Below are 25,543 nucleotides of genomic sequence, written 5' to 3' on the forward strand. Positions count from 1 at the left end.
CAGCAAAAAGTCAAGCCTCCGCCAAGAGCGCCTCTAGATCAAGCGGGGCATTGACCATCTCCAATGCGCCTGATGCATCGCGGGGCCAATCAGCAGGCGCGCGGTCGCGGCAGAGTTCAATCCCGTTGCCATCGGGGTCAGAAAGATAGAGCGCCTCAGACACGCCATGGTCCGCCGCCCCTTCAAGCTGCACGCCCTTGGCAACCACATTCGCCAAGGCACGGCCAAGGCTTTTGCGGTCAGGATAGAGGAAAGCTACGTGGTAAAGACCCGCCGCCCGCCGCGGTGCGGGGCCAGCCCCCGCGGATTCCCAAGTGTTGAGACCAATATGGTGGTGATATCCCCCGGCCGATAGAAATGCCGCTTGGCGGCCATAGCGTTGTTTTAGCTCTAACCCCAAGACATCGCGATAAAATGCGATAGAGCGCTCAAGATCGGTGACTTTCAGGTGGACATGGCCAATGGCCAAGCTGTCAGGTGCAGTATATGTCATGATGTCCTCCTTTACGGGCAATCTGCTCCCAAAGCATGCGCACATAAACTGACCATTTCGTAGGGGTTCTGTGCAAAAATGCACTAATGGCGTCTAGCTGCGCACCATCCCGACAATGTCATAGGCCTGCGCCAAAATCGGCGCTGCAATTTCGCGCGCACGTTCTGCACCGCGACCGAGAATGCGATCAATTTCGGCCTGATCCTGCATCAGGCGCGCCATTTCCGCCGAGATTGGGGCAAGTTTTGCCACAGCCAAATCAGACAGCGCCATTTTGAAATGACCAAAGAGCGCTCCTTGATGCTGATCCAAAACGGCCTGCGGATCAATTTCTGCCAAAGCGGCGTAGATATTGACCAGATTGCGGGCCTCGGGCCGCGCCGCCAGTTCGGCCAATGCATCCGGCAGCGGATCAGGGTCCGTCTTCGCCTTGCGGATTTTCTTGGAAATCGCATCAGCATCATCGGTCATATTGATCCGACTTGCATCTGCAGGGTCGGATTTCGACATCTTTTTGGTGCCGTCTTTTAGGCTCATAACCCGTGTTGCCGCCCCTTCAATCACGGGCTCAGCGATCGGGAAGAAGTCGACCCCAAAATCATGGTTGAACTTGGCCGCAATATCGCGGGTCAGTTCCAAATGTTGTTTTTGATCTTCGCCAACCGGCACATGGGTGGCGTGATAGACCAAAATATCGGCGGCCATCAGCGCGGGATATGCGAATAACCCCAGCGAGGCGTTTTCGGCGTTTTTCCCCGCTTTGTCCTTCCATTGGGTCATGCGGCCCATCCATCCCATGCGGGCCACACAATTAAACAACCACCCAAGCTGCGCATGTTCAGGCACTTGGCTTTGATTGAAGAGGATGGATTTTTCTGGATCAATCCCTGCGGCAATGAAGCCCGCACAAAGCTCGCGGGTGTTTTTGGTAAGGTCACTTGGGTTCTGCCAAACGGTAATCGCGTGCATGTCCACCATGCAATAGATGGTCTGAAATCCGCCCGCCTCTTGCATATCTACAAAACGCTTCATCGCGCCCAAGTAATTCCCAAGGGTCAGCCCGCCCGAAGGTTGGATGCCTGAAAAGACGCGTGGTGTGAATTTTGTCTCAGCCATTGGTGACCTATTGCGGTTGTGATTGGATGCCAGAAGAAAATCATTCCACAATACTGGCATTTGCCTTGCGCATCGCTTACCCACGAGGCGCAATAAGGTCAACCGAAGGTGCAGCCATGGATCAAGAGAATAATAGCCTGTTCAACGACCTTCACCCAGTCGTTCTTGGTTTGGCTGTGGTGATCTTTGGCCTTGAGGTGATGTTTCAGCTGGCCACTGCTGGGCTTTTGGGCGGGTCAGGCGGGATTGGGTGGCGCATGGCCGCGGTGCGGGATTATGGCGTGTTCCACGAAATTGCCGCTTGGATGTTTGCCAGTAACAGCTATCCCGCAAATGATCTGATGCGTCTTGTGACCTACCCGCTGATCCATGGCGGTTTTATCCATGCCGTGTTCGTCAGCGTGTTCATACTGGCCATTGGCAAAATGGTGTCACAGGTTTTCTCAGGGCTGTCGATCTTGGTTCTGTTCTTTGCGGGTTCCATCATCGGGGCTTTGGCCTTTGTGGGCTTGTTAAACAGCACCTATCCCCTGATCGGCGGGTATCCGGGTGTCTATGCTCTGATCGGTGCCTTCACCTTTATCCTCTGGGCCAATATGGGTCGGACAGGTGACAATCCGATGCGTGCTTTTTCCCTGATTGCAATGCTTTTGGCCATTCAAATCTTATTCGCTTTTTTGCAAGGCGATTGGGGCAGCGTGGTCTCTGATCTTTCAGGATTTGTGACAGGATTTGCCCTGTCGCTTGTATTGATCCCAGGGGGGTTGGCCTTGCTTTTGCAACGCCTTCGCAAACGCTGATCTAGCGGGCGGCAGCCACGATTATTGGCTCAATCGGGGATTTTGTTACCACCGCTTGCGGCGTGTTTGTGGTCATGGCCAAGATGGCCAAGCCAAAAATCAACACAAGGGGCGCGTGAAGGATCAACCCGCGAGAAATGCTGTCACCTCATGCGATTGCGCCTCAAGGGATTTGCGCATCTTGGCAAATGCGGCAGCCTCAAGTTGGCGCACACGTTCCTTGGACAGGCCCAGTTCTTCGCCCAAGGATTCCAACGTGCGCGGCTCATCCCGCAATTTGCGTTCGCGCACAATGAACCGCTCGCGCTCGTTCAATGATGACAAGGCATTCAACAACCATTCGCGCAGTTGCGCGCGGTCGCGGGCCTGCTCAACCAAATCTGCAGCCTGTTCGCTGTCATCCTCAAGCGTGTCGATCCATTCGCGTCCTTCATCCTCAACGGATTGCGTGGCGTTCAAAGAATAATCAGATCCTGCAAGGCGACCTTCCATCATCTCAACATCATGCAGCGGCACGCCGACCTCTGTGGCGATCATCTGCAACAATTGATGCTTGTCGAGGTTTTGGCCTGCGGCCATTGCCTCGCGTTCGATGCGCGTCTGCACGCGGCGCATGTTGAAGAAAAGTGATTTTTGGCTGGAGGTAGACCCCGTGCGCACCATCGACCAATTGCGCATTACGTAATCTTGGATAGATGCCTTGATCCACCACACGGCATAGGTTGAAAACCGCACGCCACGATCAGGGTCAAATTTATCTGCCGCCTTCATCAAACCCAGACCCGCCTCTTGGATCAGGTCATTCATCGGCGCGCCGTAGCGCTTGAATTTAGCGGCCATGGAAATCGCAAGGCGCATATAGGCCGTCACCAGACGGTGCAAGGCTTCCTCATCGCGATGATCGCGCCAAGCATAGGCCAGTCGCAATTCCGTCTCTGCGTCTAACAGTTCCGCTTTCATCGCACGGCGCGAAAGCGCTTTTTCTCCACTCATGTCCAAAGCCATAAAGCACCCCCTGTTGGCGTATCATTTTTGGCAGTGTCTTGTTCCGCATCTTGTGCGGTTCTATTGGTGTTACGCGGCAGCATGATGAATGGATCACTTTTGGTGAGGAATTTCTTTTGACGGGTTTGGCGGGTTTGACATTGGTTTTTGGCGGTGCGGCGTCTGGCAAGTCGCGCTTTGGCGAGGATTTGGTGCTGAACACGGGGCTGTCGCCCGTTTATCTCGCGACAGCACAGGCCCATGATGCCGAGATGGAAGCCAAAATCGCCAAGCATAAATCCGCGCGTGCGGCGGCCCAGTGGCGCACAGTCGAAGTGCCGACCGATATTCCTGCGGCTCTGACGCAACTGCACAAAAGCGAGGCCGTGTTGATTGATTGCGCTACGCTGTGGTTGGCCAATCTGGGTATGGCTAAACGGGACTGGCGGGCTGAATGGGCGGCGCTGGCCCGCGCCATAGCTGATTGCCCGGCCCCTGTTGTCATTATTTCGAACGAGCTTGGAATGGGCGTTGTGCCGGATCATCCCCTCTCGCGGGCCTTTCGTCAGGATCAAGGGGAATTGAACCAAGCCATCGCTGCCGCAGCGGATCTTGTGGTGATGGTGGCCGCAGGTCTGCCTGTCGTCCTCAAAGGGCAGTTGCCAAAGGGGCAGGGGTGATGCGCCGTGCCTTTTGGCTGCGTCATGGGCCGACCCATGCCAAGGTGATCACGGGGTGGCGTGATGTTCCTGCTGATCTCAGCGATCACGCGCAAATCGCGCGGCTTGACGCCTATCTTCCCGCACAGGCAGTGATGATTTCCTCTGACCTCAACCGTGCTGAGGCCACTGCAGATGCGCTATCGCCGCGCCTGCGCTTGCCTCATGAGCCTGATCTGCGCGAATTTCATTTTGGCGAATGGGAGGGGCAGGGGTTTGATGCGGTTAGCCAATCTGCCCCTGAACTTTCGCGCGCCTTTTGGGAGGGTGGGGAAGACATCTGCCCGCCCAACGGGGAAAGTTGGGCGATGGTCATTGCGCGGGTGAGCCGCGCGTCTGATCGCGTTCTGGCGCAGCACCCTGATCAAGATGTGATCTTTACATGCCATTTCGGCGCAATCCTAACGCAAATCGCGCGTCATTCAGGGCTAAGCGCATATCAGGCTTATGCCCATACCATCCCCCCTCTCTCGGTCACAGAATTTCACCAGAGAGAAGGCAGATGGTCTGTTGTGAGAATTGGATATTGCCCCTAGCGGTGGTGTCCTTGGCACAGGATGGGGCGCACCATTGCGGATTTGGCAGCATCCGACAAAACCGAAGAGGCGCATATCCTAGAAGCGGTCAGTTATCGCATCAGCACAGGGCGTGAAGATTAGCCCGCACGCCGTGCCTCGATGGCTTGCCAAATGATTTCGGCGACATTGATCCCGTCAAAGCGTTCTAATTCTTGAATTCCCGTAGGTGAGGTCACGTTGATCTCGGTTAGGTAATCGCCGATCACATCAATCCCCACAAAAATCTGGCCTTTTTCGCGCAGCAGCGGGCCAATTTTGGCGCAGATCTCATGTTCGCGCGCGGTCAGCCCGATTTTTTCAGCCCGTCCGCCAACATGCATATTTGATCGGGTTTCGCCTTCGGCAGGCACGCGGTTGATCGCCCCAACGGGCTCGCCGTCAATCAAGATGATCCGCTTGTCCCCCGCCGTCACATCAGGCAAGAATTTTTGCGCAATCAGGGGTTCGCGGCTGATAGAAGTGAACATCTCATGCAAGGAATTGAGGTTGCGATCCGTTGGCTCAAGACGAAAAACGCCCGCGCCACCATTGCCGTAGAGCGGTTTGATGATGATTTCCCCATGGCGCGCGCGGAACTCACGCAAAGCGCCAAGATCGCGGGCGATCATAGTGGGCGGGGTTAAATCGGGGAATTCCAGAACCAACAATTTTTCAGGATAATTGCGCACCCAAAACGGGTCATTCACGATCAAGGTTTTGGGATGAATCCGTTCCAAAAGATGGGTGGTGGTGATGTAACCCATGTCAAAAGGCGGGTCTTGGCGCAAAAGCACCACATCCCAATCGCCTAGGTCGATGGTCTGCTCTGCCCCAAGGGTGAAGTGGTTCCCTTTTTCGCAGCGTAAGGTGATCGGCCACCCGCGCGCGCAGACACGACCCTCGTCAAAAAACAAACGATCTGGAGTGTAGTAAAACAGCTCATGCCCCCGCGCTTGTGCCTCCAGCCCCACGCGAAACGTGCTATCCGCTTCAATGTTAATCGGCGCTATTGGATCCATCTGCATTGCGACTTTTAGTGCCATGTCTCACCCCGTATCTATACCAACCCTTTCATGGCCTTTGGCAGGGGGGGACGCAATGCCCAATTCATGTCAGGCAGGCTATTCGAGAAACGCATTCGCGATGATGTGAACCTGTCTGATCTGGTTGAGGGCTGCGAGATCATAACGGCACGGTGTCGCAAGGCCCATGGGACAAAGACCCAAATACTCATCACCTGTCTGTAGGATGCGCGCTCTTTGTGCGAGGCTGACCCGTGACACAGCGGTGTCAGAATCCCGCGATTTTTTAACTTCCACAAAAGTTATTTCGCCTGATTTTTCAAAAATCAGATCTATCTCGCCGCCCCGCCCGCGCCATCGCCGCGCCCGCAAGTGATAGCCATGGGTTTCATAGAGCCGCGCCACCTGATCCTCGGCAGATAGCCCCGCAAGATAGGCGGTTTTCCCGCTCACGGATCCGCGTCCAAGGACAGACCCAATTGATAAACATCGCGTTTCGGCAGGCCCAGTTCGGTTGCCACCTGCGCCGCAGCCTCCTTCAGCCGTGCTGTCTTAAGTCGCGCCCGAAGCGCCGCAATCACGGTGGCCTCATCAGCGGCTTGCTTTTCCGCGCGGTCAATGACAACCACGATCTCACCTTTCAATGCTCGACCTTCGATCGCCGCAATCACATCTGCAAGCGATCCGCGAATGACCTCCTCAAATTTTTTGGTCAATTCGCGGCACAGAGCGATCTGGCGATCTTGGCTCCAAATCTCGGCCATCTCGTTTAACAATTTATGAATGCGCTTCGGGCTTTCATATAAGATCAGCGTTGCTTGGGTCTGATCCAAATCTTGCAGAAATTTGCGCCGTTCTCCCGATTTTGGGGGTGGGAAACCCGCAAAAAGAAAGCGGTCACTGGGCAGGCCCGACACGGTCAGTGCGGCCAATGAGGCGGATGCCCCCGGTGCGGTGGTGACCATATGCCCATCCGCAATGGCAGCACGCCCCAAGGCGAAACCAGGGTCGGCCACCAACGGCGTCCCTGCCTCTGATGCATAGGCCACGGATTTTCCTTCGGTCAAAAGGGACATGATCCTTGGCCGCATCTCTGCGCCGTTGTGATCGTGATAGGGCAAGACTGCGCGGCCATTCAGCGCCACCCCATGAATTTCCATCAAATGGCGCAAGGTGCGCGTGTCTTCTGCGGCGATGACATCGCAGCTGGCGAGAATGTCTAAGCCGCGCAAGGTGATGTCGCGCGCGCTGCCAATCGGGGTTGCGACAAAATACAAACCTGCGGCCAGTTTGCTGTCGCGGGGGGTGTAGGCAAATTCGCGCCCGTTTTCTGTGTCGTTTCGCATCAGCTCACTTACATATCTGCGCAGTCTGTCCATTGCGAGCGTTTACTTGGCGGACAGGACTGGCTAGGGTTTGTGCAAAATGGCCCCACTGGGAGAGATCACTATGATCCCTGCTTTGACAAGATTTCACAAGTTCTTGCGGTTGAGTTTGCTTTTGCTGTTTGGCGTGGTTCTGTCGGCCTGTCAGGCCACAATGGGAACGGGGCCACAGGTCGGGCAATCGGTGCGCGTTGCGATGCTGCTGCCCTATGGTTCGCCCAATGCAGGGGACGACCTTCTGGCCAGTAGCCTTGAGAACGCCGCGCGCCTCGCAGCCGCCGAGGCCGTTGGCACGCAAATCGAATTGGTGGTTTATCCAACCCAAGCCGATGCAGGCACGGCCGCAGCTGTGGCACAGCAGGCGGTGGCGGAAGGGGCGGATGTGATCCTTGGGCCATTGCGCTCGGACGCGGCGGCGGCGGTTGGTGTGGCCGTGGCGAATACCAATGTCTCGGTTCTTAGTTTCTCGAACAATGCCAGCATTGCAGGGCGCAATCTGTTTGTGCTTGGCCTGACTTACGACAATGCCGCCGCGCGGATGGTGTCCTATGCGGCGGCGAATGGCCGTGATCGCATCATGGTGGTGCATGCGCGCAATTTGGCGGGTGAAGTGGCGCGTGATGCGGTGCGCCGTGCGGCGGCGGCCTCAGGTGCCACGGTTGTGGGTGAAATCGCCTATGAGTTCAGTCAGACTGGCGTTGTTGCTGCCTTGCCTGAGGTTGAGGCAATGGTCGCACAAACTGGCGCAAATGCGATGATTTTGACCGCGGACGCCTCAGGGGCTTTGCCGCTCTTCGGTCAACTCTTGCCAGATAATGGCTTTGACACTGAGGCCACCAAAATCATTGGTCTGACCCGTTGGGATATCCCTGCGCAGACCTTGGAAATTCGTGGCTTACAGGGCGGGTGGTTTGTCTTGCCCGATCCCAATGCCGAAAGTGCGTTTCGCACGCGCTATCAATTGGCCTATCAGCAAGCCCCCCATAACCTTGCGCCCTTGGCCTATGACGGGATGCGCGCTGTGATTGACACCGTAGGTCGCACGGGCCGTTTGGGCGGTGTGGATTTTGCATCAGGCTCTGGCTTTGCGGGCGCGAACGGCGTATTCCGATTGCTACCCGATGGCTCTATTGAACGCGGCCTTGCCGTAGTGACTTTGCAAGACAGGCAGATCATCCTTGTTGACCCCGCCCCAAGAACCCTCGGCGCTGGATTCTGAGCAGAACCCACGCTTTTCGGTCATCCCATCTGCAGCGGGGCAATTGATTTATCCCGCTGAAGATATTTTTGACGCAGAGGCCGTGACGGCGGCAATTGATGACGCGATATCTGATCTGAGCGATCCTGCCAAAATTCGCGCGGCGGTCGTGGCGATCTTGCAAGATGCCCAAGCAAAGGGTCGATCTGCCATTGATGCGGCATTTGCGGAAAATCCCCTCACCGCACGCCGTGTGACGCGCGCCTATGTGCATCTGACCGATGGGTTGGTGCAGCAGGTGCTGCGCGTCTCATCTACACGCTTGCACCCCAATCCCACCCCGACCGAGGGGGAGAGGATGGCGATCTTGGCGGTTGGCGGCTATGGGCGTGGCGAGATGGCCCCGTTCTCGGATGTTGATCTTCTGTTTTTGACCCCATGGAAAAGCACAGGTTGGGTCGAAAGCGTGATTGAATCTAGTCTCTACATGCTTTGGGATCTCAAGCTGAAAGTGGGCCACGCCACCCGCAACATCAAAGATTGTCTGCGTCTAGGGCGCGAGGATTTTACAATCCGCACGGCCTTGTTGGAAATGCGCCACTTGACGGGCAATGCCGAATTATCGGCCAAGCTCAAGACGGCACTGCGCAAAGATTTGTTTGAGGGCAGCCTTTCCGAATTTATCGAAGCCAAGCTTGAGGAACGGGTCAGCCGCCACAAAAAGCAAGGTGGCCAACGCTATATGTTGGAGCCGAATGTAAAAGAGGGGAAGGGCGGTCTGCGCGATTTGCAGACGCTCTATTGGATTGCGAAATATCAGCATGGCGTGGCGCGGGCCGAAGATCTGGTTGCCCTCAAGGTGTTCAGCCGCGAAGAATTTGACGCGTTTGATGCGGCCGAACGGTTCTTGTGGTCGGTGCGCTGTCATTTGCACGCAATTGCAGGCCGCGCACAGGATGGTTTGAGTTTCGATTTGCAAGTGCAGGTCGCGGAACGGATGCAATATGCCGATCACTCAGGCCGCCGTGCGGTTGAGCATTTCATGCAGGATTATTTCCGCCATGCCACCCGCGTGGGCGAATTAACCCGCATCTTTTTGACCGCGCTTGAGGCCAGTCACGCCAAAGGCGAACCGATGATCTTGGGCTTTTTGCGCGGGCGCAGTCGCAAAAAGAAACTCAAAGACGGCTATGCGCTGAAACAAAATCGTCTGACTGTCGAAAATGAAAAGGCGTTTTTGGCCGATAAGATCAATCTATTACGCATTTTTGAGGAAGCCTTGCGCACGGGCTATCTTCTGCACCCTGATGCAATGCGGATGATCTCGGCCAATTTGCACCTCATTGACACAGAAATGCGCCGCGACAAAGAGGCGAACCGCATTTTCCTTGATTTGCTTTTGAAACAAGGCAATCCCGAACGTGCCTTGCGGCGGATGAATGAATTGGGGTTCTTGGGCGCATTCATCCCTGATTTTGCGGCTATCGTGGCGATGATGCAATTCAATATGTATCACAGCTACACAGTGGACGAGCATACGATCCAAGTTGTCTCTACCCTTGCGCAGATCGAACGGGGCGAATTGGTCGAGGAATTGCCCATTGCATCTGGTATTTTGAAGCGTGGGGTAAACCGCAAAGTGCTTTATGTGGCCTGTTTGCTGCATGACATTGGCAAAGGTCGGAAAGAAGATCATTCGATTTTGGGCGCGCGGATTGCGCGTGCACTCTGCCCTCGCTTGGGCCTCAAACCCGATGAGACTGAAACAGTGGAATGGCTTGTGCGCTACCACCTGTTGATGTCCGACATGGCCCAAAAACGCGACATTGCAGATCCCCGCACAGTGCGGGACTTCGCCAAGCTGGTAAAAACGCGGCAGCGTCTGGATTTGCTGACTGTTTTGACAGTTTGCGATATTCGCGGGGTTGGGCCTGACACATGGAACAACTGGAAAGCCACGCTGTTGCGCGGCCTCTATCGCGCCACGGCTGAAGCCTTGGAGACGGGTCTTGAGGATCTTAACCGCGACAAATTGGAAAGTGAGGGAAAAAAGGCCCTGCGCGATGCTTTGGCAACTTGGCCTAAGGCGGATCTTAAAACTGAAATAGACCGCCATTATGGCCCCTATTGGCAAGGGCTTGATCTGGCCAGCCAGATTATCTTTGCCAATATGCTGCTTGGCCTTCGGGATGATGAAATCCGGATTGACACACAGCGTGATACTGACCGCGATGCGACCCGCGTCTGCTTTGCGCTTGTGGATCACCCAGGCATCTTTAGCCGCCTTTCTGGCGCCCTGTCACTGGTGGGCGCGAATGTGGTCGATGCCCGCACCTATACCTCGAAAGATGGTTATGCGACTGCCGTGTTCTGGGTTCAAGATGCTGATGGCAACCCCTATGAGGATGCCCGCCTGCCGCGTCTGACCTCGATGATCGACAAAACCCTAAAGGGCGAGGTTGTAGCCTCAAAAGCGTTTGAGGGGCGCGACAAGATCAAAAAGCGCGAGCGCACGTTTAACGTGGCGACCAATATCACCTTCGATAATGACGGGTCGGAAATCTACACCATTATCGAAGTGGATACACGCGACCGTCCTGGTCTGCTATATGATCTGACCAAGACCTTGGCCGCGAACAATATTTACATTGCGAGTGCGATGATCGCGACCTTTGGTGTTCAGGTGGTAGATGTGTTTTACGTGAAAGATATGTTTGGTCTAAAACTCCACTCCAAATCCCGCCAAGATGTGTTGGAGCGCAAGTTGCGCGATGCCATCGCGCGCGTGGCCGAGCGGGCAGGGGTCTAGCGGCTGTGGCGGCCCCGCAAATCAGATTGGGCTTTGGCTTTCTCACGGTCGGCGGTTGGACATTGGTCAGCCGCGTCTTGGGATTTCTGCGCGATATTCTGATTGCCCGCTATCTTGGTGCGGGCGGCGTGGCCGAGGCGTTTTTGGTGGCGTTTTCTTTACCAAATATGTTCCGCCGCTTTTTTGCTGAGGGTGCAATGAACACGGCCTTTGTGCCGATTTTTTCTAAAAAACTCGAAGGCGGCGGCGATGCGATGCCATTTGCGCGCAATGCACTATCCATGCTCGCTGTGTTTCTGATTGGCTTCACCTTGCTTGCGCAGATTGCCATGCCTTGGTTGGTTTTGGCGATGGCATCGGGCTTTGCCGATGATCCCCGCTTTGGGATCGCGGTGGAATTTGGCCGTATCTGTTTCGCCTATATTTTGCTGATCTCACTGGCGGCGTTGATTTCGGGCATGCTGAACGCTGCGGGGCGCTTTGCGGCGGCTGCTGCGGCGCCTGTGCTGTTGAATGTGATCCTTGTCTCGGCGCTGATCTTTGGCGCGCAGAGCGCTACGGACAGCCCCGAAGCCGCGCGCATGATCGGGCTGGCCCTGTCTTGGGGGGTGCCCGTGGCGGGCGTGGCGCAACTGGTTTTGGTGTGGGGGGCAGCTGCACGCGCAGGGTTGGTCATCCGCCCAACTTGGCCGAAATTCACGCCTGATCTGCGCCGACTGGCCGTTTTGGCAGGGCCTGCCATGCTTGCAGGCGGGGTGGTGCAGATCAACCTTTTGGTGGGGCGTCAGGTTGCAAGCTTCTTTGATGGGGCGATTGCATGGTTGTCTTATGCCGACAGGCTATATCAATTGCCGCTCGGTGTGGTTGGGATCGCAATCGGGATTGTGTTGTTGCCAGATCTTTCGCGCCGCTTGCGGGCAGGCGATGATGCAGGGGGCCGGCAGGCCTTATCGCGTGCGGCTGAGATTGGGATGACTCTGACCATTCCTGCCGCGGTTGCGTTGATGGTTATCCCTGTGCCTTTGGTCTCGGTCTTGTTCGAACGTGGGGCCTTTGAGGGCCAAGACACTATTGCCACGGCTTGGGCGGTGGCGATTTATGGGGCAGGGCTGCCCGCCTTTGTTCTTCAGAAAATCTGGCAGCCCGTGTTTTACGCGCGCGAGGATACCAAGCGCCCATTTCACTATGCCGTGGTGGCAATGGTGATAAATGCCGCTCTCGCCATCGGGCTTGCTTTTTTCATCGGCTATATTGCCGCCGCATTGGCCACCACCATTTCTGCATGGGTCATGGCCTATCAGCTGCGCCGTGGTGCAAAGACCTATGGTGATGTCGCTGCCTATGATGCGCGGTATCTCACGCGCATTCCACGCATTGCGGGGGCGGCCATTGCGATGGGGGCGGTGCTCTATGGTGCGGGATTGATCCTTGCCCCCGTTCTTGAGGTGGGGGGCGTGCGCTATCTCGCGCTTGCGGGGCTGATTGCAGTTGGTGCCGGGGCCTATGCCCTTTTTGGTCGCCTGTTAGGCGCCTTTTCATTCGGAGAAATTCTGGGCGCGCTGCGCCGCAAAGGGGCCGCGTGAGGGGCATTTCCCATTGCCCCACGCCGCCGCGCCACATAGGTTTCGCAACAGAACAGGCGAAAAGGTGAGATCATCATGATTTCGGGGAAACGTATATTGTTGATCATAGGGGGCGGGATCGCGGCCTATAAATGCCTTGAGCTGATCCGCCGTTTGCGCGACCAAGGGGCCGCTGTTACCCCTGTCCTTACACAGGCGGCACAAGAATTTGTGACACCACTTTCGGTCGCAGCCCTCGCGGGCCAAAAGCCATACACGCATCTCTTTGATCTGACCGATGAGGCCGAAATGGGCCATATCGAATTATCCCGCGCCTCAGATCTAGTTGTGGTGGCCCCAGCAACGGCGAATTTGATGGCCAAAATGGCGGGCGGTCATGCAGATGATCTGGCCTCGACCCTGCTGATGGCAACTGACAAGCCCGCGCTGATCGCCCCTGCAATGAATGTGCGGATGTGGGAACATCCCGCCACGCAACGCAATTTGGCGCAGCTTTTGGGGGATGGGATTCGTTCTGTTGGCCCCAATGAGGGCAGCATGGCCTGCGGCGAATTTGGACTAGGCCGCATGGCCGAACCCGATGAGATTGTCAGCGCAATTGCCGCGCAATTTGCGGAAGGCCCGCTTGCGGGGCGACATGTTCTGATTACCTCTGGCCCAACACATGAACCCATAGATCCTGTGCGCTATATCGCCAACCGCTCGTCAGGGGCGCAGGGGGCGGCACTTGCTGCGGCCTGTCGCGATTTGGGCGCGCGGGTCAGTTTCGTCACAGGCCCTGCATCTGTGCCACCGCCTCATGGTGTGGATGTCATCAAGGTCGAGACTGCCGCGCAGATGGCAAAGGCCGTGACAGAGGCCCTGCCTGCAGATGCCGCTATATTTGCCGCTGCCGTTGCCGATTGGCGCGTGGATAATGCCGCGAACCAAAAGATCAAGAAATCAGGCGATGGCGCGCTGCCCCGTCTCAGCTTTGCGGAAAACCCCGATATTTTGGCATCTGTGGCACAGATGAAAAAAGGCCGCCCGACCTTGGTTGTGGGCTTTGCTGCCGAAACCGAAAATCTGGTTGATCATGCGCAGGCGAAATTGGCGCGCAAAGGATGTGATTGGATTGTGGCCAATGATGTGTCCCCTGAAACGGGGATCATGGGGGGGGCATATAATGCGGTCACTCTGATCACGCGCACAGGTGCTGATCCATGGCCGCGCTTGAGCAAATCTGAGACTGCAGCACGCCTTGCCCTGCGCGTGGCCGAGGCTTTGGGGCGGGCATAATGGCGCAAGTAGAAGTAAAGTTCTTGCGCGAAGACTGGGCCGATCCTGACCTGCCCCTGCCGCGATATGAAACCGATGGGGCGGCGGGTTTTGATCTGCGCGCACAGTTCACGGCTGACGCCCGCGAGGCAGGGCTGACGCTTGCCTCGCAGACGCGCGCCTTGATCCAAACAGGGTTTCGTGTGGCTGTGCCACGCGGGTATGAGCTGCAAATTCGGCCGAGATCTGGCCTTGCCCTGAAACACGGGGTGACGCTTGCCAATGCGCCCGGAACGGTTGACTGCGATTATCGCGGGCCATTGGGAGTTATCCTCATCAATTTGGGCGATGCACCTTTTGTTATTGGCCATGGGGATCGGATTGCTCAAGGCGTTGTGGCGCCAGTAACCCAAGTGCGTTTTACGCTTGTGTCGGGTTTGGATGAAACCGCGCGTGGGGCGGGTGGTTTCGGCTCGACTGGGCAGGGCTGATGGTCACGGTTTTTGCAATCATGGCTGCGCTTTGGGGCTTTGGGGCCGTGATGAAAACCGCGTATACCCCCCGTCTTGTGATGATCGCCCTTGTCTATGGGGTGGTTGTCTTGGGCCATTTCGTATTGCCCGAGGGCCACCCTTTGCGCATCGCGACAGGCGAAACTGCCGCGCCATGGTTGATTCTAGGCGGCGCGGTTCTGTTGGTTCTGGCCTATCGCGCGGCTCTAAACCGCTTGCGCCGCGTGGCCCGGCCCATGATCACGCCCGCGCCGCGCCAAAGCGGCACCTTCACGCCAGAGGAATTAGAGCGCTATGCCCGCCACATCACCCTGCCTGACATTGGTGGGCAGGGGCAAAAGGCGCTGAAATCGGCCAAGGTTTTGGTGGTGGGGGCGGGTGGTTTGGGCTCGCCTGTTTTGCTGTATCTCGCAGCTGCGGGGGTCGGGCGCATTGGGGTGATTGACGCGGATCATGTCAGCCTGTCGAATCTGCAACGCCAAATCATTCACCGCGATGCCGATCAAGATATGCCCAAAGTGTTTTCAGCAGAACGTGCGATGAAGGCGATAAATCCGCATCTTGATATCCGCCCTTACAATCGTGCTTTGGACGAGACGATCGCGGCAGAGCTATTCGCGGACTATGATCTGATCATTGATGGCACGGATCAGTTTGAAACGCGGGTGATGATCAACCGCGCTGCGGTGTCTGCCAAGCGCCCGCTTTTGGCAGGGGCAATTTCAGCATGGGAGGGGCAGATCACCCTCTATCATCCAAGTGCTGGCGGGGCATGCATGGCCTGTGTCTTTCCCAATCCACCACAGGCAGGGATGGCTGCCACCTGTGCCGAGACGGGTGTCATCGGCGCGCTTCCAGGGGTGGTGGGCACCATGATGGCACTTGAGGCCATCAAGCAGATTACAGGTGCGGGTCAGGGGCTTCTGGGGCGTATGCTGCTCTATGATGGGCTTGCGCCTGAGACACGGATCGTCAAGCTAAAGCGCAATGCGGCTTGCCCCGTTTGCGCAGGGGACTAGTCGAAAATCTCGTCCTCCATCACGCCCCAAAGGGCGGATTTCTCGACCCATCCTGTATACCCATCAACTGCAAAGCGACACCAGTCGCGTTCGCATTCGCTTACCCGTCCGACCACGCCGCGTTGGGCTTGGGCAATGATAGTGGCCTCTGGATCAGGGCGTTGGCGCAAATCGGCAAGGTCAATGTCAATTTGCGCTGTGCGCCGCCCTGACAAAAGGGCGTAATGCATCCATCCGCCCACCCCGTCATGATCAACGACCCGCCGCCAATGCCCATGCTCGGCCACAACCATAAGCGGCATATCGCGTTCTTGAAAGACCCAATCAATGCGGTGGTTGCGCGAGGGGCCGCGCCGTGCATAGCCGCGTGTCGCATCCATCGAAACATAGCGCGGCAGCGGAAAGCCTGTTTCTGGCCCAGTGGTCGGGGCGTCAAAACTGGGCGTTGGGGAGGGGGTGGCGGTCTCAAGTTCGGGTGTCTCGACTGGCACAAGATTATCAGGGCGTGGCAACGGCACCGCGCCATCCGTGCTTTGCGCCCCTGCGGTGGCCGCAAACACAAGACAAACCGCACCCATCGCTAGGGTTATGCGCCAATCTGACCGTGGCATGACTATCCTCAATAGGCCTCGTCCCGCCGCTTTGGGCTGGGTTATTTTGATCTTTCCCACACCATAGCGAGAAAGCCATCGCGGGGGAAGATGACATTACGAAGCGCCCGTCGCGGCCAAGGCCCCGCGAACGCTTGCACCCGCGCGCAGAATGGGGAAGGGTAACAGCGTCAGACATGCCATCCGCCTCAGGAGAAGCCCATGGTCGCACCAAGGTTAAAAGTTGTCGTTACCCGCCATTTGCCCGAAGCGGTGGAAACCCGCATGAGCGAATTATTTGATGTTCAGCTCAATGACGAAGACCGCAAAATGAGCCGCGATGATCTGGTCGCAGCTATGAAATCGGCAGATGTTCTGGTGCCATGTGTGACGGATCAGATTGATGCAGGCATGTTGGGGCAAGCGGGCGAACGGCTCAAGCTGATTGCCAATTATGGTGCAGGGGTCGATCATATTGACGTTGCCACCGCACGCCAACGCGGGGTCTTGGTCACCAATACACCCGGCGTCATGACGGATGATACCGCCGATATGACCATGGCGATGATCTTGGGTGTTCTGCGCCGCGTGCCAGAAGGGCAGGCTGTCATGCAAACGGGCGCATGGCAGGGTTGGGCGCCAACCGCCTTTATGGGGGGGCGTATCGCGGGTAAGCGTTTGGGTATTTTGGGCATGGGGCGCATCGGTCAGGCCGTAGCCCGCCGCGCGGCTGCTTTTGGAATGCAGGTTCACTACCACAACCGCCGCAGGGTTCACGCTGATATAGAGGCCGCGCTCGGCGCGACTTATTGGGAAAGCTTGGATCAAATGTTGGCGCGGATGGATGTGATTTCAGTGAATTGCCCGCACACCCCTTCGACCTTTCATTTGATCAACGCACGCAGGTTGAAGCTGATGAAGCCATCAGCGGTGATTGTGAATACATCGCGTGGAGAGGTGATTGATGAAAACGCACTCACCCGCATGTTGCGCGCGGGCGAGATCGCGGGTGCGGGCTTGGATGTTTTTGAGCGTGGCCATGATGTAAACCCCCGATTGCGGGAATTGGATGATGTGATCCTCCTTCCTCATATGGGGTCAGCGACCCTCGAAGGGCGGATTGAGATGGGCGAGAAGGTCTTGATCAACATTAAGACCTTTGCAGATGGCCATCGCCCCCCTGATCTGGTTCTGCCGAGCATGCATTAAGGCAGCGATGATGCGCGGAAATAGTCGTCTCACCCCTGACAGTCCCGCCTGACCTCGCGTTCCCGCAGGCCTGTCTCGACCAACATGCATCTGTCCCGTGCCACATAGTAATAGCCGCGCGCGTAATGCATGACGGCCGTGTCATAAGATCCATCTGACAGCAGCCAAGCGCCGCGCAGATATTTGACCGCATAGGTGAGGTTGGTTTCTGCATCCAATAAATCGGCATCTTCACCCGCAAACCCCATATTGCGGGCTGTGGCGGGCAAGATTTGCATCATCCCGTAATAGGGGCCGTTGCGGGCATGGGCGCGATAGTCGCTTTCACGTTGGATCACGCGGTGGATCAGGGGGGCGGGCACATCATATTGGCGCGCCATTTTATTCACTAGGGCCCGAATTTCTGCTGTTTCGCCCGGGTAAAGTTCAGGTTCGGGCGTGCCAATACAGGCCACAAGCATCCCGCACAGGGCTGTGATTATAAGGCGGCGCATAGATCAATTCCCCCCGAACAGGCCGCGCAAGGCACCTTCGACCTCATTGCGCAGTTGATTTTCGATGGCATCGCGCGCATCGCCCTCGGCGGGCAGTTTAAGCCGATCGCGCGCCTCTTGTTCCAGCCTAGCACGCTCTTCGTCAATGCGGGCTTGGGCCGCAGCTTCAAGTTCTGCGCGTTCTAGTTCTAGCCGCTGATTGGCCAAATATTCTAGATCAGGTGCAAAACTGAGATCAGCCCAAGGGCCGCGCACGATGACGGGCACGGCAATATTCGACCCATCGGAGGATGTTTGCACAGCGGGGATCACGCGATATTCCACTGACTGGCCCCCAATATTGATCTCGCCCGTCCCTGTGACACCGCCCCATCCAGCGGTCAGGGTGAGGTCGTCATTGCGCGCCACACCGCCCACAATCGCAAGGGTCGCGGTGATGCTGTCATAGACTGTGCGCGCGCCTTCGCCCCGATAGGAGCTGTCGAGATTGCGGATCATCCCCGCAAGATCAAGCCCCTCAATCGCCCCCTGACCAAATTCAAGCGCGGCAATGCCCTCAAGGCTATTCATCCATGCCGCTACAGACCGCCCGCCTGCTAAAATGTTAAAGGTGACGTTTCCCGTGCCTGAAAGGCGGTCATAATCTGCAAAATCTTGCAACAAGGGCTGCAATTGCACCGCACGGATCGCCATGTTGCTGGCCACGGATCCATTGCCACGGCCATTTATCACAGTTTGCCCTGCAATCGTGCCGCCATAGGCCACGGCGCGCGCCAAATCGAGCTGCAGACGGCCCGCATCAAGCGTGGTTTGTAGCGCAATATCTGACAGCCGCATCATACCCAAATCCAATTCGGCAAGGGCCAGATCAAGATCGGCATCTACCGCGAAGAGGCCCGTGAGGTCGATTTCGTCACGCGGCCATCCGCCGCCTGCGCTGCTGCCCTCGGTTGCGCTGCCTTCTGTCAGGGCGCTTAGGTCAACGCGCCCGCCCGCGATGCGGCCCGTGATCTTAGGGCGCTCACCGCCTGTGCTGAGATCTGCAGATAGGGTTATGGCCGTGTCATCTAGCGCAAGGGTTGCATCCATGATCTGCGCAACGCCCTCGGGCGTGATCGCAATGGGGCCGTTCAGCGCGATACTATCGCGACCCAATCCCGCGGGCAAAGTCACCGCTGCGACACCCGCCGCAGTCGTGATCGGGGTCAGGTCGGTGATATCGGCATTCACCTCGCCCGTAAGGCTGAACGGGGCAAGCATAAGCGCGCCGCGATAGCCAAGGCTGCCGCCTGTCCAAGACAGGGACATATCAATGCGCGCCTCACGCCCCGCAAGCGCATCAGCAAGGGTGGTGAGAGTCACATCGCCCCTCAAGCGCGCGCCATTGATTGCGGCGTTAAAGCTGCCTGTCAGACTGCCGTTCAGATCGGGCGCTTCAAGGCGAAGATTGACTGCTTCGGCCGCATAGCTTTGCGCTGTTGTGGCATCAGTATAGCGCAGGGTGCCATCGCTGATCTGTGCAAGGCTGAGGCTGACTTGCGGCAGGTCACCGCTTGTGCCTGTCTCGGCTGTGGGGGCGGTGGTTGAAAATTCCCAATTGGCCTGTCCATCCGCGTTTCGCAGCAAAATGATGTCAGGCTTTATCAGTTCCGCGCGCGCAATCCGCACCTCGCCAGAAAAAAGGGGCATGACTTCGACCCCGATATGCAACGCCTCAGCCCGCAGCATCGGGCCTTGATCCGCAGCCCAGTCAGGGTTGGAAATTTCAAAACCTTCGGCGCTGATCCCGATCATGGGGTAAAAACTTGGCCGCACTGCGCCCGTCAGGGTCACATCACGCGCGAGGCTGGTCGATAGCCGCTCTATCGCCAATCTGGCAATGGTGTCCGCTGGAATTAACGCAATCCCTCCAACAGCCACGCCCACGAAAATCACGACAGCCAAAATGACCCGCAACACCCACTTCATCGAGAATCCCCCAAACTATTTTTGTAACCCCAAGCACCTTTGCGTTTAGCGGCTATGGTTCGGGGCCGTAAAGCCTTGGCGGTGCCTTTATGTTCAAGGTTGCGCGAGGTCACGGCAGAACAAGATTAGGCTGGATGTGGCCCCGCGCCGATGGTGCCTGAGTGCTTTCTTGCTTCACGATGGCCAAAAGCCACGCTATAGCGCGGGATATGACACAGAATCCACCAAATCTTCGCCCAGATCTTGCCCGTGCGCGTATTGAGGAGACGATCCGCGAGGGTCAGCCCAAAATCGGGATGGTCTCGCTTGGCTGCCCCAAGGCGCTTGTGGATAGTGAGCGGATCCTGACCCGACTGCGCGCCGAAGGCTATGGGATCAGCGCCGATTATGGCGGTGCCGATGCGGTAATTGTGAACACCTGCGGCTTTCTCGACAGCGCCAAGGCCGAAAGTTTGGACGCGATTGGCGAGGCGCTGCGCGAAAATGGCCGCGTGATCGTGACGGGCTGTTTGGGGGCCGAGCCTGACTATATCACAGGTGCGCACCCGCGTGTTCTGGCCGTAACGGGCCCGCACCAATATGAGCAGGTCTTGGATGCGGTGCATGCCGCCGTGCCACCCGCGCCTGATCCGTTTGTCGATCTTTTGCCAAGTTCAGGCGTAAGCCTAACGCCCCGTCATTACAGCTATCTCAAGATTTCCGAGGGCTGCAATCACAAGTGCAAGTTTTGCATCATCCCCGATATGCGGGGCCGCCTGCAAAGCCGTCCCGCAAAGGCCGTGTTGCGTGAGGCAGAAAAACTGGTTGAGGCAGGGGTGAAGGAACTTCTGGTCATCAGTCAGGACACCTCGGCCTATGGCACGGATTGGGCTGGTCGGGATGAGAAATTCCCAATTCTTCCTTTGGCGCGCGATTTGGGCCAACTGGGCGCGTGGGTGCGGTTGCATTACGTCTACCCCTATCCGCATGTGCGGGAGTTGATCCCTTTGATGGCCGAAGGGTTGGTTCTGCCTTATCTGGATATCCCATTCCAACATGCCCATCGCGATACGTTGCAACGTATGGCCCGCCCTGCGGCATCAAGTAAAACCTTAGACGAAATCGCAGCTTGGCGTGTGGACTGCCCTGAGATCACCCTGCGCTCAACCTTTATCGTGGGGTATCCGGGCGAAACAGAGGCCGAATTCCAGATCCTGCTTGATTGGTTGGATGAGGCGCAGCTCGATCGGGTCGGCTGTTTCACATACGAAAATGTTGCGGGTGCGCGGTCAAATGATTTGCCAGACCATGTGCCGCAAGAGGTCAAGGATGAGCGTTTTGCGCGCTTTATGGAAAAGGCGCAGAGCATTTCCGAGGCGAAATTGGCCGACAAAATTGGCACGCGTCTTGAGGTGATCGTGGATGAGGTGGACGATGAAGGGGCCACCTGCCGCACCAAATCAGACGCGCCAGAGATTGATGGCAATCTCTTTATCGATGAAGAGTACCAAGATCTCAAAGCGGGCGACATCGTGACTGTGGCAGTTGATGAGGCCAGTGAATATGATCTTTGGGGTCAGATCGCCTGACCCTCACCCTTAGCGCAAGCTTGCCATCGTATCCCGCACGATTTGAATGCGGTTCGCATTGGGCGGGTGCGTTCCAAGAAAGGTTTCGCCCGGATCAGGCAGGCGGGTAAAATATTGCGCGCCAAGCTCCGGATCAAACCCCGCGCGATAGGCGATGACAGTGCCCAAAGCATCGGCTTGCAATTCGTGATCTTGGCTAAAACGGCGCGCGCCCACTGTGGCGCCAATATCCGCCGCGTTTTGCACCATAGAGGCATCGCCACCCGCAATCCCTGCAAGCACGCCGAAAATTAACGCCCCCCCTTGGGCAGAGGCCCGTTGGCGGGGAATATGGCGGGCGATGTGATGCGCAGCCTCATGACCCATCACAAAGGCCAATTCGTCAATATTGCGCGCATCTTCAATAAGGCCAATCGTAAAGACCAGATATGGGTTGCCCACATTGTCTAAGGTTTGAAACGCGTTGATGCCTGCATTTCTGTCACGCTCAATCGCAATGGTGAAATTACAGTTTTGATCTGGTGTTTCTTGGCGGCAAATATCTTCGGCAATGGGTTCGACCTTGGCGACTACTGTGCGGAAATTATTCATTGCCACATCTGGGGCTAGTTTGGGCAGATTATCGCTGCTTGCCGTGCTTGTAGGTGCGCCGCTTGGTGGCGGGCTTGCCACCTGACACGCGGCAAGGAATGCAAGCATCGGCAAAATCAGAATTGCACGCATCAGAACCAAATACCTTTTTGTTGAGGCCAACCCTATTTAGCAGCCCATTTTGAGATATCTCAATCGAATTCTCATCACGAGAGGATCACATGATTGCCAAGAGGGAAATTCCCCCCTAGCGTGATCTTATGTTTAGCATTGAGCATGATTTTGACGCCACGGTTGTAACCTTGATGGATGAGGGGGAAAGCCCGCTCCAAGAGGATGTCGTGCTGACGGCTTTTGAAGAGGTCGTTCAGGTTGAACAATATGACCCGCGCAGTGATAGCATTCAGAAAATCTCAATCTCTATGGCGCAGTTGCGGGAGTTGGCGGCAGCGCTGAACTTGCCAGAAGGGGTGTATCGGATTGATCGCCCGACCCGCTAAGACCCCCCAATGACCCCTGATACATCCCATCACGCGGCCAATTTGCGCTGCAGTTTGTTCATGGTTTTGGCAATGCTTGCCTTTACCCTCGAGGATGTCTTTATCAAGGCGGCAGCGGCGCATATTCCCTTGGGCCAAGTTATGGTGACCTTTGGGCTTGGTGGGCTGTTGGCCTTTGTGGCCATGGCGCGCCTTCGGGGCGAGGTGATCTTGCACCCTCAGGCCTTTGGTCGCGCCATGGCGTGGCGTGCCTTGTTCGAAATAACGGGTCGGGTATGTTACACGGTCGCGATTGCCTTAACGCCCCTGTCCTCGGCCAGTGCGATTTTGCAAGCCACACCTTTGGTGGTGGCGGCGGGGGCGGTAATGGTCTTTCGCGAAACCGTGGGCTGGCGGCAATGGGCGGCGATTGGCGCAGGGTTTGTTGGGGTGCTATTAATCCTACGGCCTGGGCTGGACGCGTTTGAACCGCAGTCCCTCTTCGCGGTCTTGGGCATGATCGGCTTTGCTGGCCGTGATCTGGCGACACGCGCCGCACCAAAGAGCATGACAACGGCGCAGCTTGGCGTTTACGGGTTTATCATGCTGAGCATCGCAGGCGGTATCGTTTGGGGTTATCAGGGCGGCGTGGCCCCACTAGGCGCGGGCGGCATGGTTCTGACAGGGCCTGCCATCTTATTTGGCGTTGCCGCCTATATGTGCCTGACTATGGCCATGCGAACAGGGCAAATTGCAGTTATTGCCCCATTTCGGTATACCCGTTTGGTTTTCGCGATGATCTTGGCCGTGGCCGTGTTTGGCGAACGTCCCGATGCCCTGACCTTGATTGGCAGTTTGATTATTGTTGCCTCGGGCCTTTATACGGTTTGGCAAAGCCGCAGTGTTTAGCCCATATTCACGCCAACCACTTTGTTCCGATCCGTCTCGCCGCGTATCAGCGTCAGGCATGAGGGCGCGATCCCGATTGCCTGAGCCAAGAGTTTTAGAACCGCACGATTTGCTTTGCCGCTATCGGGTGCTTGGGTCACATAGACCCGCAACAGGTCTTCTTCGACCACGATACGGTTCTGCGCGGCCTTTGCGGTGACACGTAAATTTAGCCGTATGCCGGTCTGCGCATAGGCGCTGAGGTCGGGTAGGGATTTGCGCAAGGGGTGCCTCTCAAAAGCCAATGAGCAGCAAACTTGCACTCTGTCTCTTAGGGTGCAAGATGCGCGCGGTGGATTTGGTGATGAGGAAAGGTTTGATCATGGCAACAGGGTTTTTCTGGGATGAGCGCTGCTTTTGGCATTCGGGTGGCAATTATGCCTTTCTCGCCCCTGTGGGCGGATTGGTTCAACCTCTTGCCGCAGGCGGCCTGCCCGAAAATCCTGAAACGAAGCGGCGCTTGAAAAACCTACTTGAGATCACGGGACTGTGGTCTGAACTTGCGCCCCGCCATGCGGATCCTGCAACCGATGAAGATATTTTGCGCATTCATCCCGAAACCTATTTGCGCCAGTTTCAAGATATCTCAGCGCAGGGTGGGGGCGAGTTGGGGTTGCGCACACCTTTCGGCCCCGATGGGTTCGAGATTGCAGCCCTGTCTGCCGGTTTGGCCAAATCAGCCCTGTTTGCAGTGCTTGAGGGGGATTTGGAGAATGCCTATGCGCTGTCTCGTCCGCCAGGGCATCACTGTTTGCCTGATTTTCCCAATGGGTTTTGCCTCCTTGCCAATATCGCCATCGCGATTGAGGCCGCGCGGGCCGAAGGGCTGGCCACGAAATGTGCCGTGATTGACTGGGATGTGCATCACGGCAACGGAACTGAGGCGATTTTCTATGATCGTGATGATGTTCTGACCATCTCCCTTCACCAAGATCGCAATTATCCCCGCGATAGCGGTGCGTTTGAGGATCGTGGATCGGGTGCTGGGGCAGGGTTTAACCTCAATATCCCGCTGCCCCCCGGGGGCGGGCATAATGCCTATCTTGAGGCGATGGAGCGTTTGGTGATCCCCGAATTGGAACGCTTTGCGCCTGATGTGATTATCATCGCTTGTGGGTTTGACGCGTCAGGTGTTGATCCTTTGGGGCGAATGATGGCAGGCAGCCACACGTTCCGTGCGATGGCAGAACAGGTGCGGGACGCGGCTGACGCGCTGTGCGAGGGTCGCCTCGTGATGGTGCATGAAGGCGGTTATTCCGAATTGCACGTGCCGTTCTGCGCCCATGCGGTTCTGGAGGTTATGAGCGGCAGTCGCATCACCGCCCCTGATCCTTTGTCAGAACGGATCACCGCACAGCAACCCGATATGCGGTTTGATGCATTTGTGAGCGAATGGATCGCCGAGATGGAAGCAAGCCTTTCTGATATGCGCTAACAGACCCGCAAACTGATATTTGCTGCATTGCAGCACGTTGACACTGCGCAGGTTGCGGGTCAATTTGCCACAAATCTTTTTGGAAAAAGGGTGAGACCCGATGAAGAAAATCTATGGCTCTGCTGCTGAGGCTTTGGATGGCCTTTTGCAGGATGGAATGCTGATCGCGGCAGGCGGCTTTGGCCTCTGCGGGATTCCTGAATTGCTGATTGATGGCATCGTGGACAGCGGTGTTAAAGATTTGACCGTGGCCTCCAACAACGCGGGCGTTGATGATTTTGGTTTGGGCAAACTTCTGGCCACACGCCAGATCAAAAAGATGATGTCTTCTTATGTGGGCGAGAACGCAGAATTCATGCGCCAATATCTGGCGGGTGAATTGGAACTGGAATTCAACCCCCAAGGCACTTTGGCCGAGCGGATGCGCGCAGGGGGGGCAGGCATTCCGGGGTTCTACACCAAGACAGGTGTGGGCACAGTGATTGCCGAAGGCAAAGACCACAAAGATTTTAACGGCGAAACCTATATCCTTGAGGAAGGGATTTTCGCGGATATATCTATCGTCAAAGCGTGGAAGGCTGATGAAACGGGCAATGCGATTTTCCGTAAGACCGCGCGGAACTTCAATGTGCCTGCTGCGACCTGTGGCAAGGTTTGCATCATGGAGGTCGAAGAAATCGTGCCCGCGGGCAGCCTAGACCCTGATCATATCCATTTGCCTGGAATTTTCGTGCATCGCTTGATCAAGGGCCAGCATGAGAAACGAATTGAACAGCGCACTGTGCGCCAGCGTGAGGAGGCCTAATC

Annotated in this window: 27 protein-coding genes; 16 read left to right on the forward strand and 11 right to left on the reverse strand. The window is 56.7% G+C overall.

What is annotated here, in order from left to right; genetic code table 11:
• Positions 1–10: 10 nt before the first annotated feature.
• Positions 11–493, reverse strand: a complete 483-nt coding sequence (locus AAC621_RS08410) for a VOC family protein (protein WP_340254258.1) — start codon at positions 491–493, stop codon at positions 11–13.
• 93 nt (positions 494–586) lie between these two features.
• Complete coding sequence (gene trpS, locus AAC621_RS08415) at positions 587–1,609, reverse strand: tryptophan--tRNA ligase (protein ID WP_340244483.1); 1,023 nt, start codon at positions 1,607–1,609, stop codon at positions 587–589.
• Between the two features lie 116 nt (positions 1,610–1,725).
• Between trpS and AAC621_RS08420 the strand changes: the two genes are divergently transcribed.
• Positions 1,726–2,409, forward strand: coding sequence for a rhomboid family intramembrane serine protease (locus AAC621_RS08420; protein WP_340254261.1), 684 nt, complete (start codon positions 1,726–1,728; stop codon positions 2,407–2,409).
• A gap of 123 nt (positions 2,410–2,532) precedes the next feature.
• Here AAC621_RS08420 and AAC621_RS08425 read toward each other — a convergent pair whose 3' ends face one another.
• Positions 2,533–3,414, reverse strand: a complete 882-nt coding sequence (locus tag AAC621_RS08425) for an RNA polymerase factor sigma-32 (RefSeq protein ID WP_340254264.1) — start codon at positions 3,412–3,414, stop codon at positions 2,533–2,535.
• Positions 3,415–3,452: 38 nt separating this feature from the next.
• Between AAC621_RS08425 and cobU the strand changes: the two genes are divergently transcribed.
• From cobU to AAC621_RS08440, 3 genes are read left to right on the forward strand one after another with little or no spacing between them, the layout of a single operon-like run.
• Entirely contained in the window at positions 3,453–4,073 is a 621-nt protein-coding gene (gene cobU, locus AAC621_RS08430) for a bifunctional adenosylcobinamide kinase/adenosylcobinamide-phosphate guanylyltransferase (protein WP_340254267.1), read from the forward strand.
• Positions 4,073–4,648: a histidine phosphatase family protein gene (locus AAC621_RS08435; RefSeq protein ID WP_340254269.1), complete on the forward strand. Its 576-nt coding sequence runs from the start codon at positions 4,073–4,075 to the stop codon at positions 4,646–4,648. Before cobU ends, AAC621_RS08435 begins: the two co-directional genes overlap by 1 nt.
• Before the next feature lie 21 nt (positions 4,649–4,669).
• Complete coding sequence (locus tag AAC621_RS08440) at positions 4,670–4,771, forward strand: magnesium chelatase subunit ChlI family protein (protein ID WP_340254272.1); 102 nt, start codon at positions 4,670–4,672, stop codon at positions 4,769–4,771.
• Here AAC621_RS08440 and gshB read toward each other — a convergent pair.
• From gshB to rsmI, 3 genes are all read right to left on the reverse strand, one after another.
• Positions 4,768–5,712, reverse strand: a complete 945-nt coding sequence (gene gshB / locus AAC621_RS08445) for a glutathione synthase (protein WP_340254274.1) — start codon at positions 5,710–5,712, stop codon at positions 4,768–4,770. The two genes, AAC621_RS08440 and gshB, sit on opposite strands and share 4 nt — an antisense overlap.
• Before the next feature lie 78 nt (positions 5,713–5,790).
• The gene (locus AAC621_RS08450; RefSeq protein WP_340254277.1) at positions 5,791–6,144 is read right to left on the reverse strand and encodes a YraN family protein; all 354 of its coding nucleotides are present in this window, start codon (positions 6,142–6,144) and stop codon (positions 5,791–5,793) included.
• Complete coding sequence (gene rsmI, locus AAC621_RS08455) at positions 6,141–7,037, reverse strand: 16S rRNA (cytidine(1402)-2'-O)-methyltransferase (RefSeq protein WP_340254279.1); 897 nt, start codon at positions 7,035–7,037, stop codon at positions 6,141–6,143. The genes AAC621_RS08450 and rsmI overlap by 4 nt, the downstream gene beginning before the upstream one ends.
• 79 nt (positions 7,038–7,116) lie before the next feature.
• Here rsmI and AAC621_RS08460 point away from each other — a divergent pair, with 79 nt between their 5' ends.
• The 6 genes from AAC621_RS08460 to AAC621_RS08485 all read left to right on the forward strand — a co-directional run bounded on the left by AAC621_RS08460 (position 7,117) and on the right by AAC621_RS08485 (position 15,454).
• On the forward strand, positions 7,117–8,295 hold the full coding sequence (locus tag AAC621_RS08460; protein ID WP_340254282.1) for a penicillin-binding protein activator: 1,179 nt from the start codon (positions 7,117–7,119) through the stop codon (positions 8,293–8,295).
• Positions 8,258–11,083 (forward strand): [protein-PII] uridylyltransferase, encoded by a 2,826-nt coding sequence (locus tag AAC621_RS08465; RefSeq protein WP_445322517.1) that lies wholly within the window; start codon positions 8,258–8,260, stop codon positions 11,081–11,083. The genes AAC621_RS08460 and AAC621_RS08465 overlap by 38 nt, the downstream gene beginning before the upstream one ends.
• Positions 11,084–11,088: 5 nt before the next feature.
• Positions 11,089–12,666: a murein biosynthesis integral membrane protein MurJ gene (murJ, locus tag AAC621_RS08470; RefSeq protein WP_340254284.1), complete on the forward strand. Its 1,578-nt coding sequence runs from the start codon at positions 11,089–11,091 to the stop codon at positions 12,664–12,666.
• Between the two features lie 75 nt (positions 12,667–12,741).
• Complete coding sequence (gene coaBC, locus AAC621_RS08475) at positions 12,742–13,944, forward strand: bifunctional phosphopantothenoylcysteine decarboxylase/phosphopantothenate--cysteine ligase CoaBC (RefSeq protein WP_340254286.1); 1,203 nt, start codon at positions 12,742–12,744, stop codon at positions 13,942–13,944.
• Positions 13,944–14,414, forward strand: coding sequence for a dUTP diphosphatase (gene dut, locus AAC621_RS08480; RefSeq protein ID WP_340254288.1), 471 nt, complete (start codon positions 13,944–13,946; stop codon positions 14,412–14,414). Before coaBC ends, dut begins: the two co-directional genes overlap by 1 nt.
• Positions 14,414–15,454, forward strand: a complete 1,041-nt coding sequence (locus tag AAC621_RS08485; RefSeq protein WP_340254290.1) for a HesA/MoeB/ThiF family protein — start codon at positions 14,414–14,416, stop codon at positions 15,452–15,454. Before dut ends, AAC621_RS08485 begins: the two co-directional genes overlap by 1 nt.
• Here the strand turns inward: AAC621_RS08485 and AAC621_RS08490 are convergent.
• Entirely contained in the window at positions 15,451–16,065 is a 615-nt protein-coding gene (locus AAC621_RS08490) for an SH3 domain-containing protein (RefSeq protein ID WP_340254293.1), read from the reverse strand. The two genes, AAC621_RS08485 and AAC621_RS08490, sit on opposite strands and share 4 nt — an antisense overlap.
• A 201-nt stretch (positions 16,066–16,266) precedes the next feature.
• On the opposite strand from AAC621_RS08490, the gene AAC621_RS08495 reads away from it, so the two are divergent.
• The gene (locus tag AAC621_RS08495; RefSeq protein WP_340254296.1) at positions 16,267–17,253 is read left to right on the forward strand and encodes a 2-hydroxyacid dehydrogenase; all 987 of its coding nucleotides are present in this window, start codon (positions 16,267–16,269) and stop codon (positions 17,251–17,253) included.
• 29 nt (positions 17,254–17,282) lie between these two features.
• Here the strand turns inward: AAC621_RS08495 and AAC621_RS08500 are convergent, their stop codons facing one another.
• Both AAC621_RS08500 and AAC621_RS08505 read right to left on the reverse strand, forming a co-directional pair.
• On the reverse strand, positions 17,283–17,747 hold the full coding sequence (locus AAC621_RS08500; RefSeq protein WP_340254299.1) for a lytic transglycosylase domain-containing protein: 465 nt from the start codon (positions 17,745–17,747) through the stop codon (positions 17,283–17,285).
• Positions 17,748–17,750: 3 nt separating this feature from the next.
• The gene (locus AAC621_RS08505; protein ID WP_340254302.1) at positions 17,751–19,715 is read right to left on the reverse strand and encodes an AsmA family protein; all 1,965 of its coding nucleotides are present in this window, start codon (positions 19,713–19,715) and stop codon (positions 17,751–17,753) included.
• Positions 19,716–19,924: 209 nt separating this feature from the next.
• Here AAC621_RS08505 and rimO point away from each other — a divergent pair, with 209 nt between their 5' ends.
• Complete coding sequence (gene rimO / locus AAC621_RS08510; protein ID WP_340254305.1) at positions 19,925–21,283, forward strand: 30S ribosomal protein S12 methylthiotransferase RimO; 1,359 nt, start codon at positions 19,925–19,927, stop codon at positions 21,281–21,283.
• A 9-nt stretch (positions 21,284–21,292) separates the two neighbouring features.
• On the opposite strand, the gene AAC621_RS08515 is transcribed toward rimO, so the two are convergent.
• The gene (locus AAC621_RS08515; RefSeq protein WP_340254308.1) at positions 21,293–22,006 is read right to left on the reverse strand and encodes a M48 family metalloprotease; all 714 of its coding nucleotides are present in this window, start codon (positions 22,004–22,006) and stop codon (positions 21,293–21,295) included.
• Positions 22,007–22,134: 128 nt separating this feature from the next.
• On the opposite strand from AAC621_RS08515, the gene AAC621_RS08520 reads away from it, so the two are divergent.
• The gene (locus AAC621_RS08520) at positions 22,135–22,374 is read left to right on the forward strand and encodes a hypothetical protein (RefSeq protein WP_317655657.1); all 240 of its coding nucleotides are present in this window, start codon (positions 22,135–22,137) and stop codon (positions 22,372–22,374) included.
• Between the two features lie 9 nt (positions 22,375–22,383).
• Positions 22,384–23,262: a DMT family transporter gene (locus AAC621_RS08525; protein ID WP_340254310.1), complete on the forward strand. Its 879-nt coding sequence runs from the start codon at positions 22,384–22,386 to the stop codon at positions 23,260–23,262.
• Here the strand turns inward: AAC621_RS08525 and AAC621_RS08530 are convergent.
• The gene (locus AAC621_RS08530) at positions 23,259–23,525 is read right to left on the reverse strand and encodes a DUF167 domain-containing protein (protein ID WP_340254313.1); all 267 of its coding nucleotides are present in this window, start codon (positions 23,523–23,525) and stop codon (positions 23,259–23,261) included. The genes AAC621_RS08525 and AAC621_RS08530 overlap by 4 nt on opposite strands.
• A 98-nt stretch (positions 23,526–23,623) precedes the next feature.
• Here AAC621_RS08530 and AAC621_RS08535 point away from each other — a divergent pair, with 98 nt between their 5' ends.
• Positions 23,624–24,736 (forward strand): class II histone deacetylase, encoded by a 1,113-nt coding sequence (locus AAC621_RS08535; RefSeq protein ID WP_340256415.1) that lies wholly within the window; start codon positions 23,624–23,626, stop codon positions 24,734–24,736.
• 100 nt (positions 24,737–24,836) lie between these two features.
• On the forward strand, positions 24,837–25,541 hold the full coding sequence (locus AAC621_RS08540) for a CoA transferase subunit A (protein ID WP_317655654.1): 705 nt from the start codon (positions 24,837–24,839) through the stop codon (positions 25,539–25,541).
• Positions 25,542–25,543: the final 2 nt, after the last annotated feature.

This window comes from Roseobacter sp. HKCC-CH-9208 (assembly GCF_037805125.1).
In the GTDB taxonomy this organism is placed as follows: domain Bacteria; phylum Pseudomonadota; class Alphaproteobacteria; order Rhodobacterales; family Rhodobacteraceae; genus M30B80.

Coding starts and splice junctions, on each gene's coding strand:
- AAC621_RS08500 (WP_340254299.1), bottom strand. CDS start 17,747: ATGCGCCGCCTTATAATCACAGCCCTGTGCGGGATGCTTGTGGCCTGT.
- AAC621_RS08410 (WP_340254258.1), bottom strand. CDS start 493: ATGACATATACTGCACCTGACAGCTTGGCCATTGGCCATGTCCACCTG.
- AAC621_RS08490 (WP_340254293.1), bottom strand. CDS start 16,065: ATGCCACGGTCAGATTGGCGCATAACCCTAGCGATGGGTGCGGTTTGT.
- AAC621_RS08495 (WP_340254296.1), top strand. CDS start 16,267: ATGGTCGCACCAAGGTTAAAAGTTGTCGTTACCCGCCATTTGCCCGAA.
- AAC621_RS08540 (WP_317655654.1), top strand. CDS start 24,837: ATGAAGAAAATCTATGGCTCTGCTGCTGAGGCTTTGGATGGCCTTTTG.
- AAC621_RS08485 (WP_340254290.1), top strand. CDS start 14,414: ATGGTCACGGTTTTTGCAATCATGGCTGCGCTTTGGGGCTTTGGGGCC.
- AAC621_RS08535 (WP_340256415.1), top strand. CDS start 23,624: ATGGCAACAGGGTTTTTCTGGGATGAGCGCTGCTTTTGGCATTCGGGT.
- AAC621_RS08460 (WP_340254282.1), top strand. CDS start 7,117: ATGGCCCCACTGGGAGAGATCACTATGATCCCTGCTTTGACAAGATTT.
- AAC621_RS08420 (WP_340254261.1), top strand. CDS start 1,726: ATGGATCAAGAGAATAATAGCCTGTTCAACGACCTTCACCCAGTCGTT.
- trpS (WP_340244483.1), bottom strand. CDS start 1,609: ATGGCTGAGACAAAATTCACACCACGCGTCTTTTCAGGCATCCAACCT.
- AAC621_RS08525 (WP_340254310.1), top strand. CDS start 22,384: ATGACCCCTGATACATCCCATCACGCGGCCAATTTGCGCTGCAGTTTG.
- AAC621_RS08425 (WP_340254264.1), bottom strand. CDS start 3,414: ATGGCTTTGGACATGAGTGGAGAAAAAGCGCTTTCGCGCCGTGCGATG.
- dut (WP_340254288.1), top strand. CDS start 13,944: ATGGCGCAAGTAGAAGTAAAGTTCTTGCGCGAAGACTGGGCCGATCCT.
- coaBC (WP_340254286.1), top strand. CDS start 12,742: ATGATTTCGGGGAAACGTATATTGTTGATCATAGGGGGCGGGATCGCG.
- AAC621_RS08520 (WP_317655657.1), top strand. CDS start 22,135: ATGTTTAGCATTGAGCATGATTTTGACGCCACGGTTGTAACCTTGATG.
- rsmI (WP_340254279.1), bottom strand. CDS start 7,037: ATGCGAAACGACACAGAAAACGGGCGCGAATTTGCCTACACCCCCCGC.
- AAC621_RS08515 (WP_340254308.1), bottom strand. CDS start 22,006: ATGCGTGCAATTCTGATTTTGCCGATGCTTGCATTCCTTGCCGCGTGT.
- AAC621_RS08440 (WP_340254272.1), top strand. CDS start 4,670: ATGGGGCGCACCATTGCGGATTTGGCAGCATCCGACAAAACCGAAGAG.
- AAC621_RS08505 (WP_340254302.1), bottom strand. CDS start 19,715: ATGAAGTGGGTGTTGCGGGTCATTTTGGCTGTCGTGATTTTCGTGGGC.
- gshB (WP_340254274.1), bottom strand. CDS start 5,712: ATGGCACTAAAAGTCGCAATGCAGATGGATCCAATAGCGCCGATTAAC.
- AAC621_RS08435 (WP_340254269.1), top strand. CDS start 4,073: ATGCGCCGTGCCTTTTGGCTGCGTCATGGGCCGACCCATGCCAAGGTG.
- rimO (WP_340254305.1), top strand. CDS start 19,925: ATGACACAGAATCCACCAAATCTTCGCCCAGATCTTGCCCGTGCGCGT.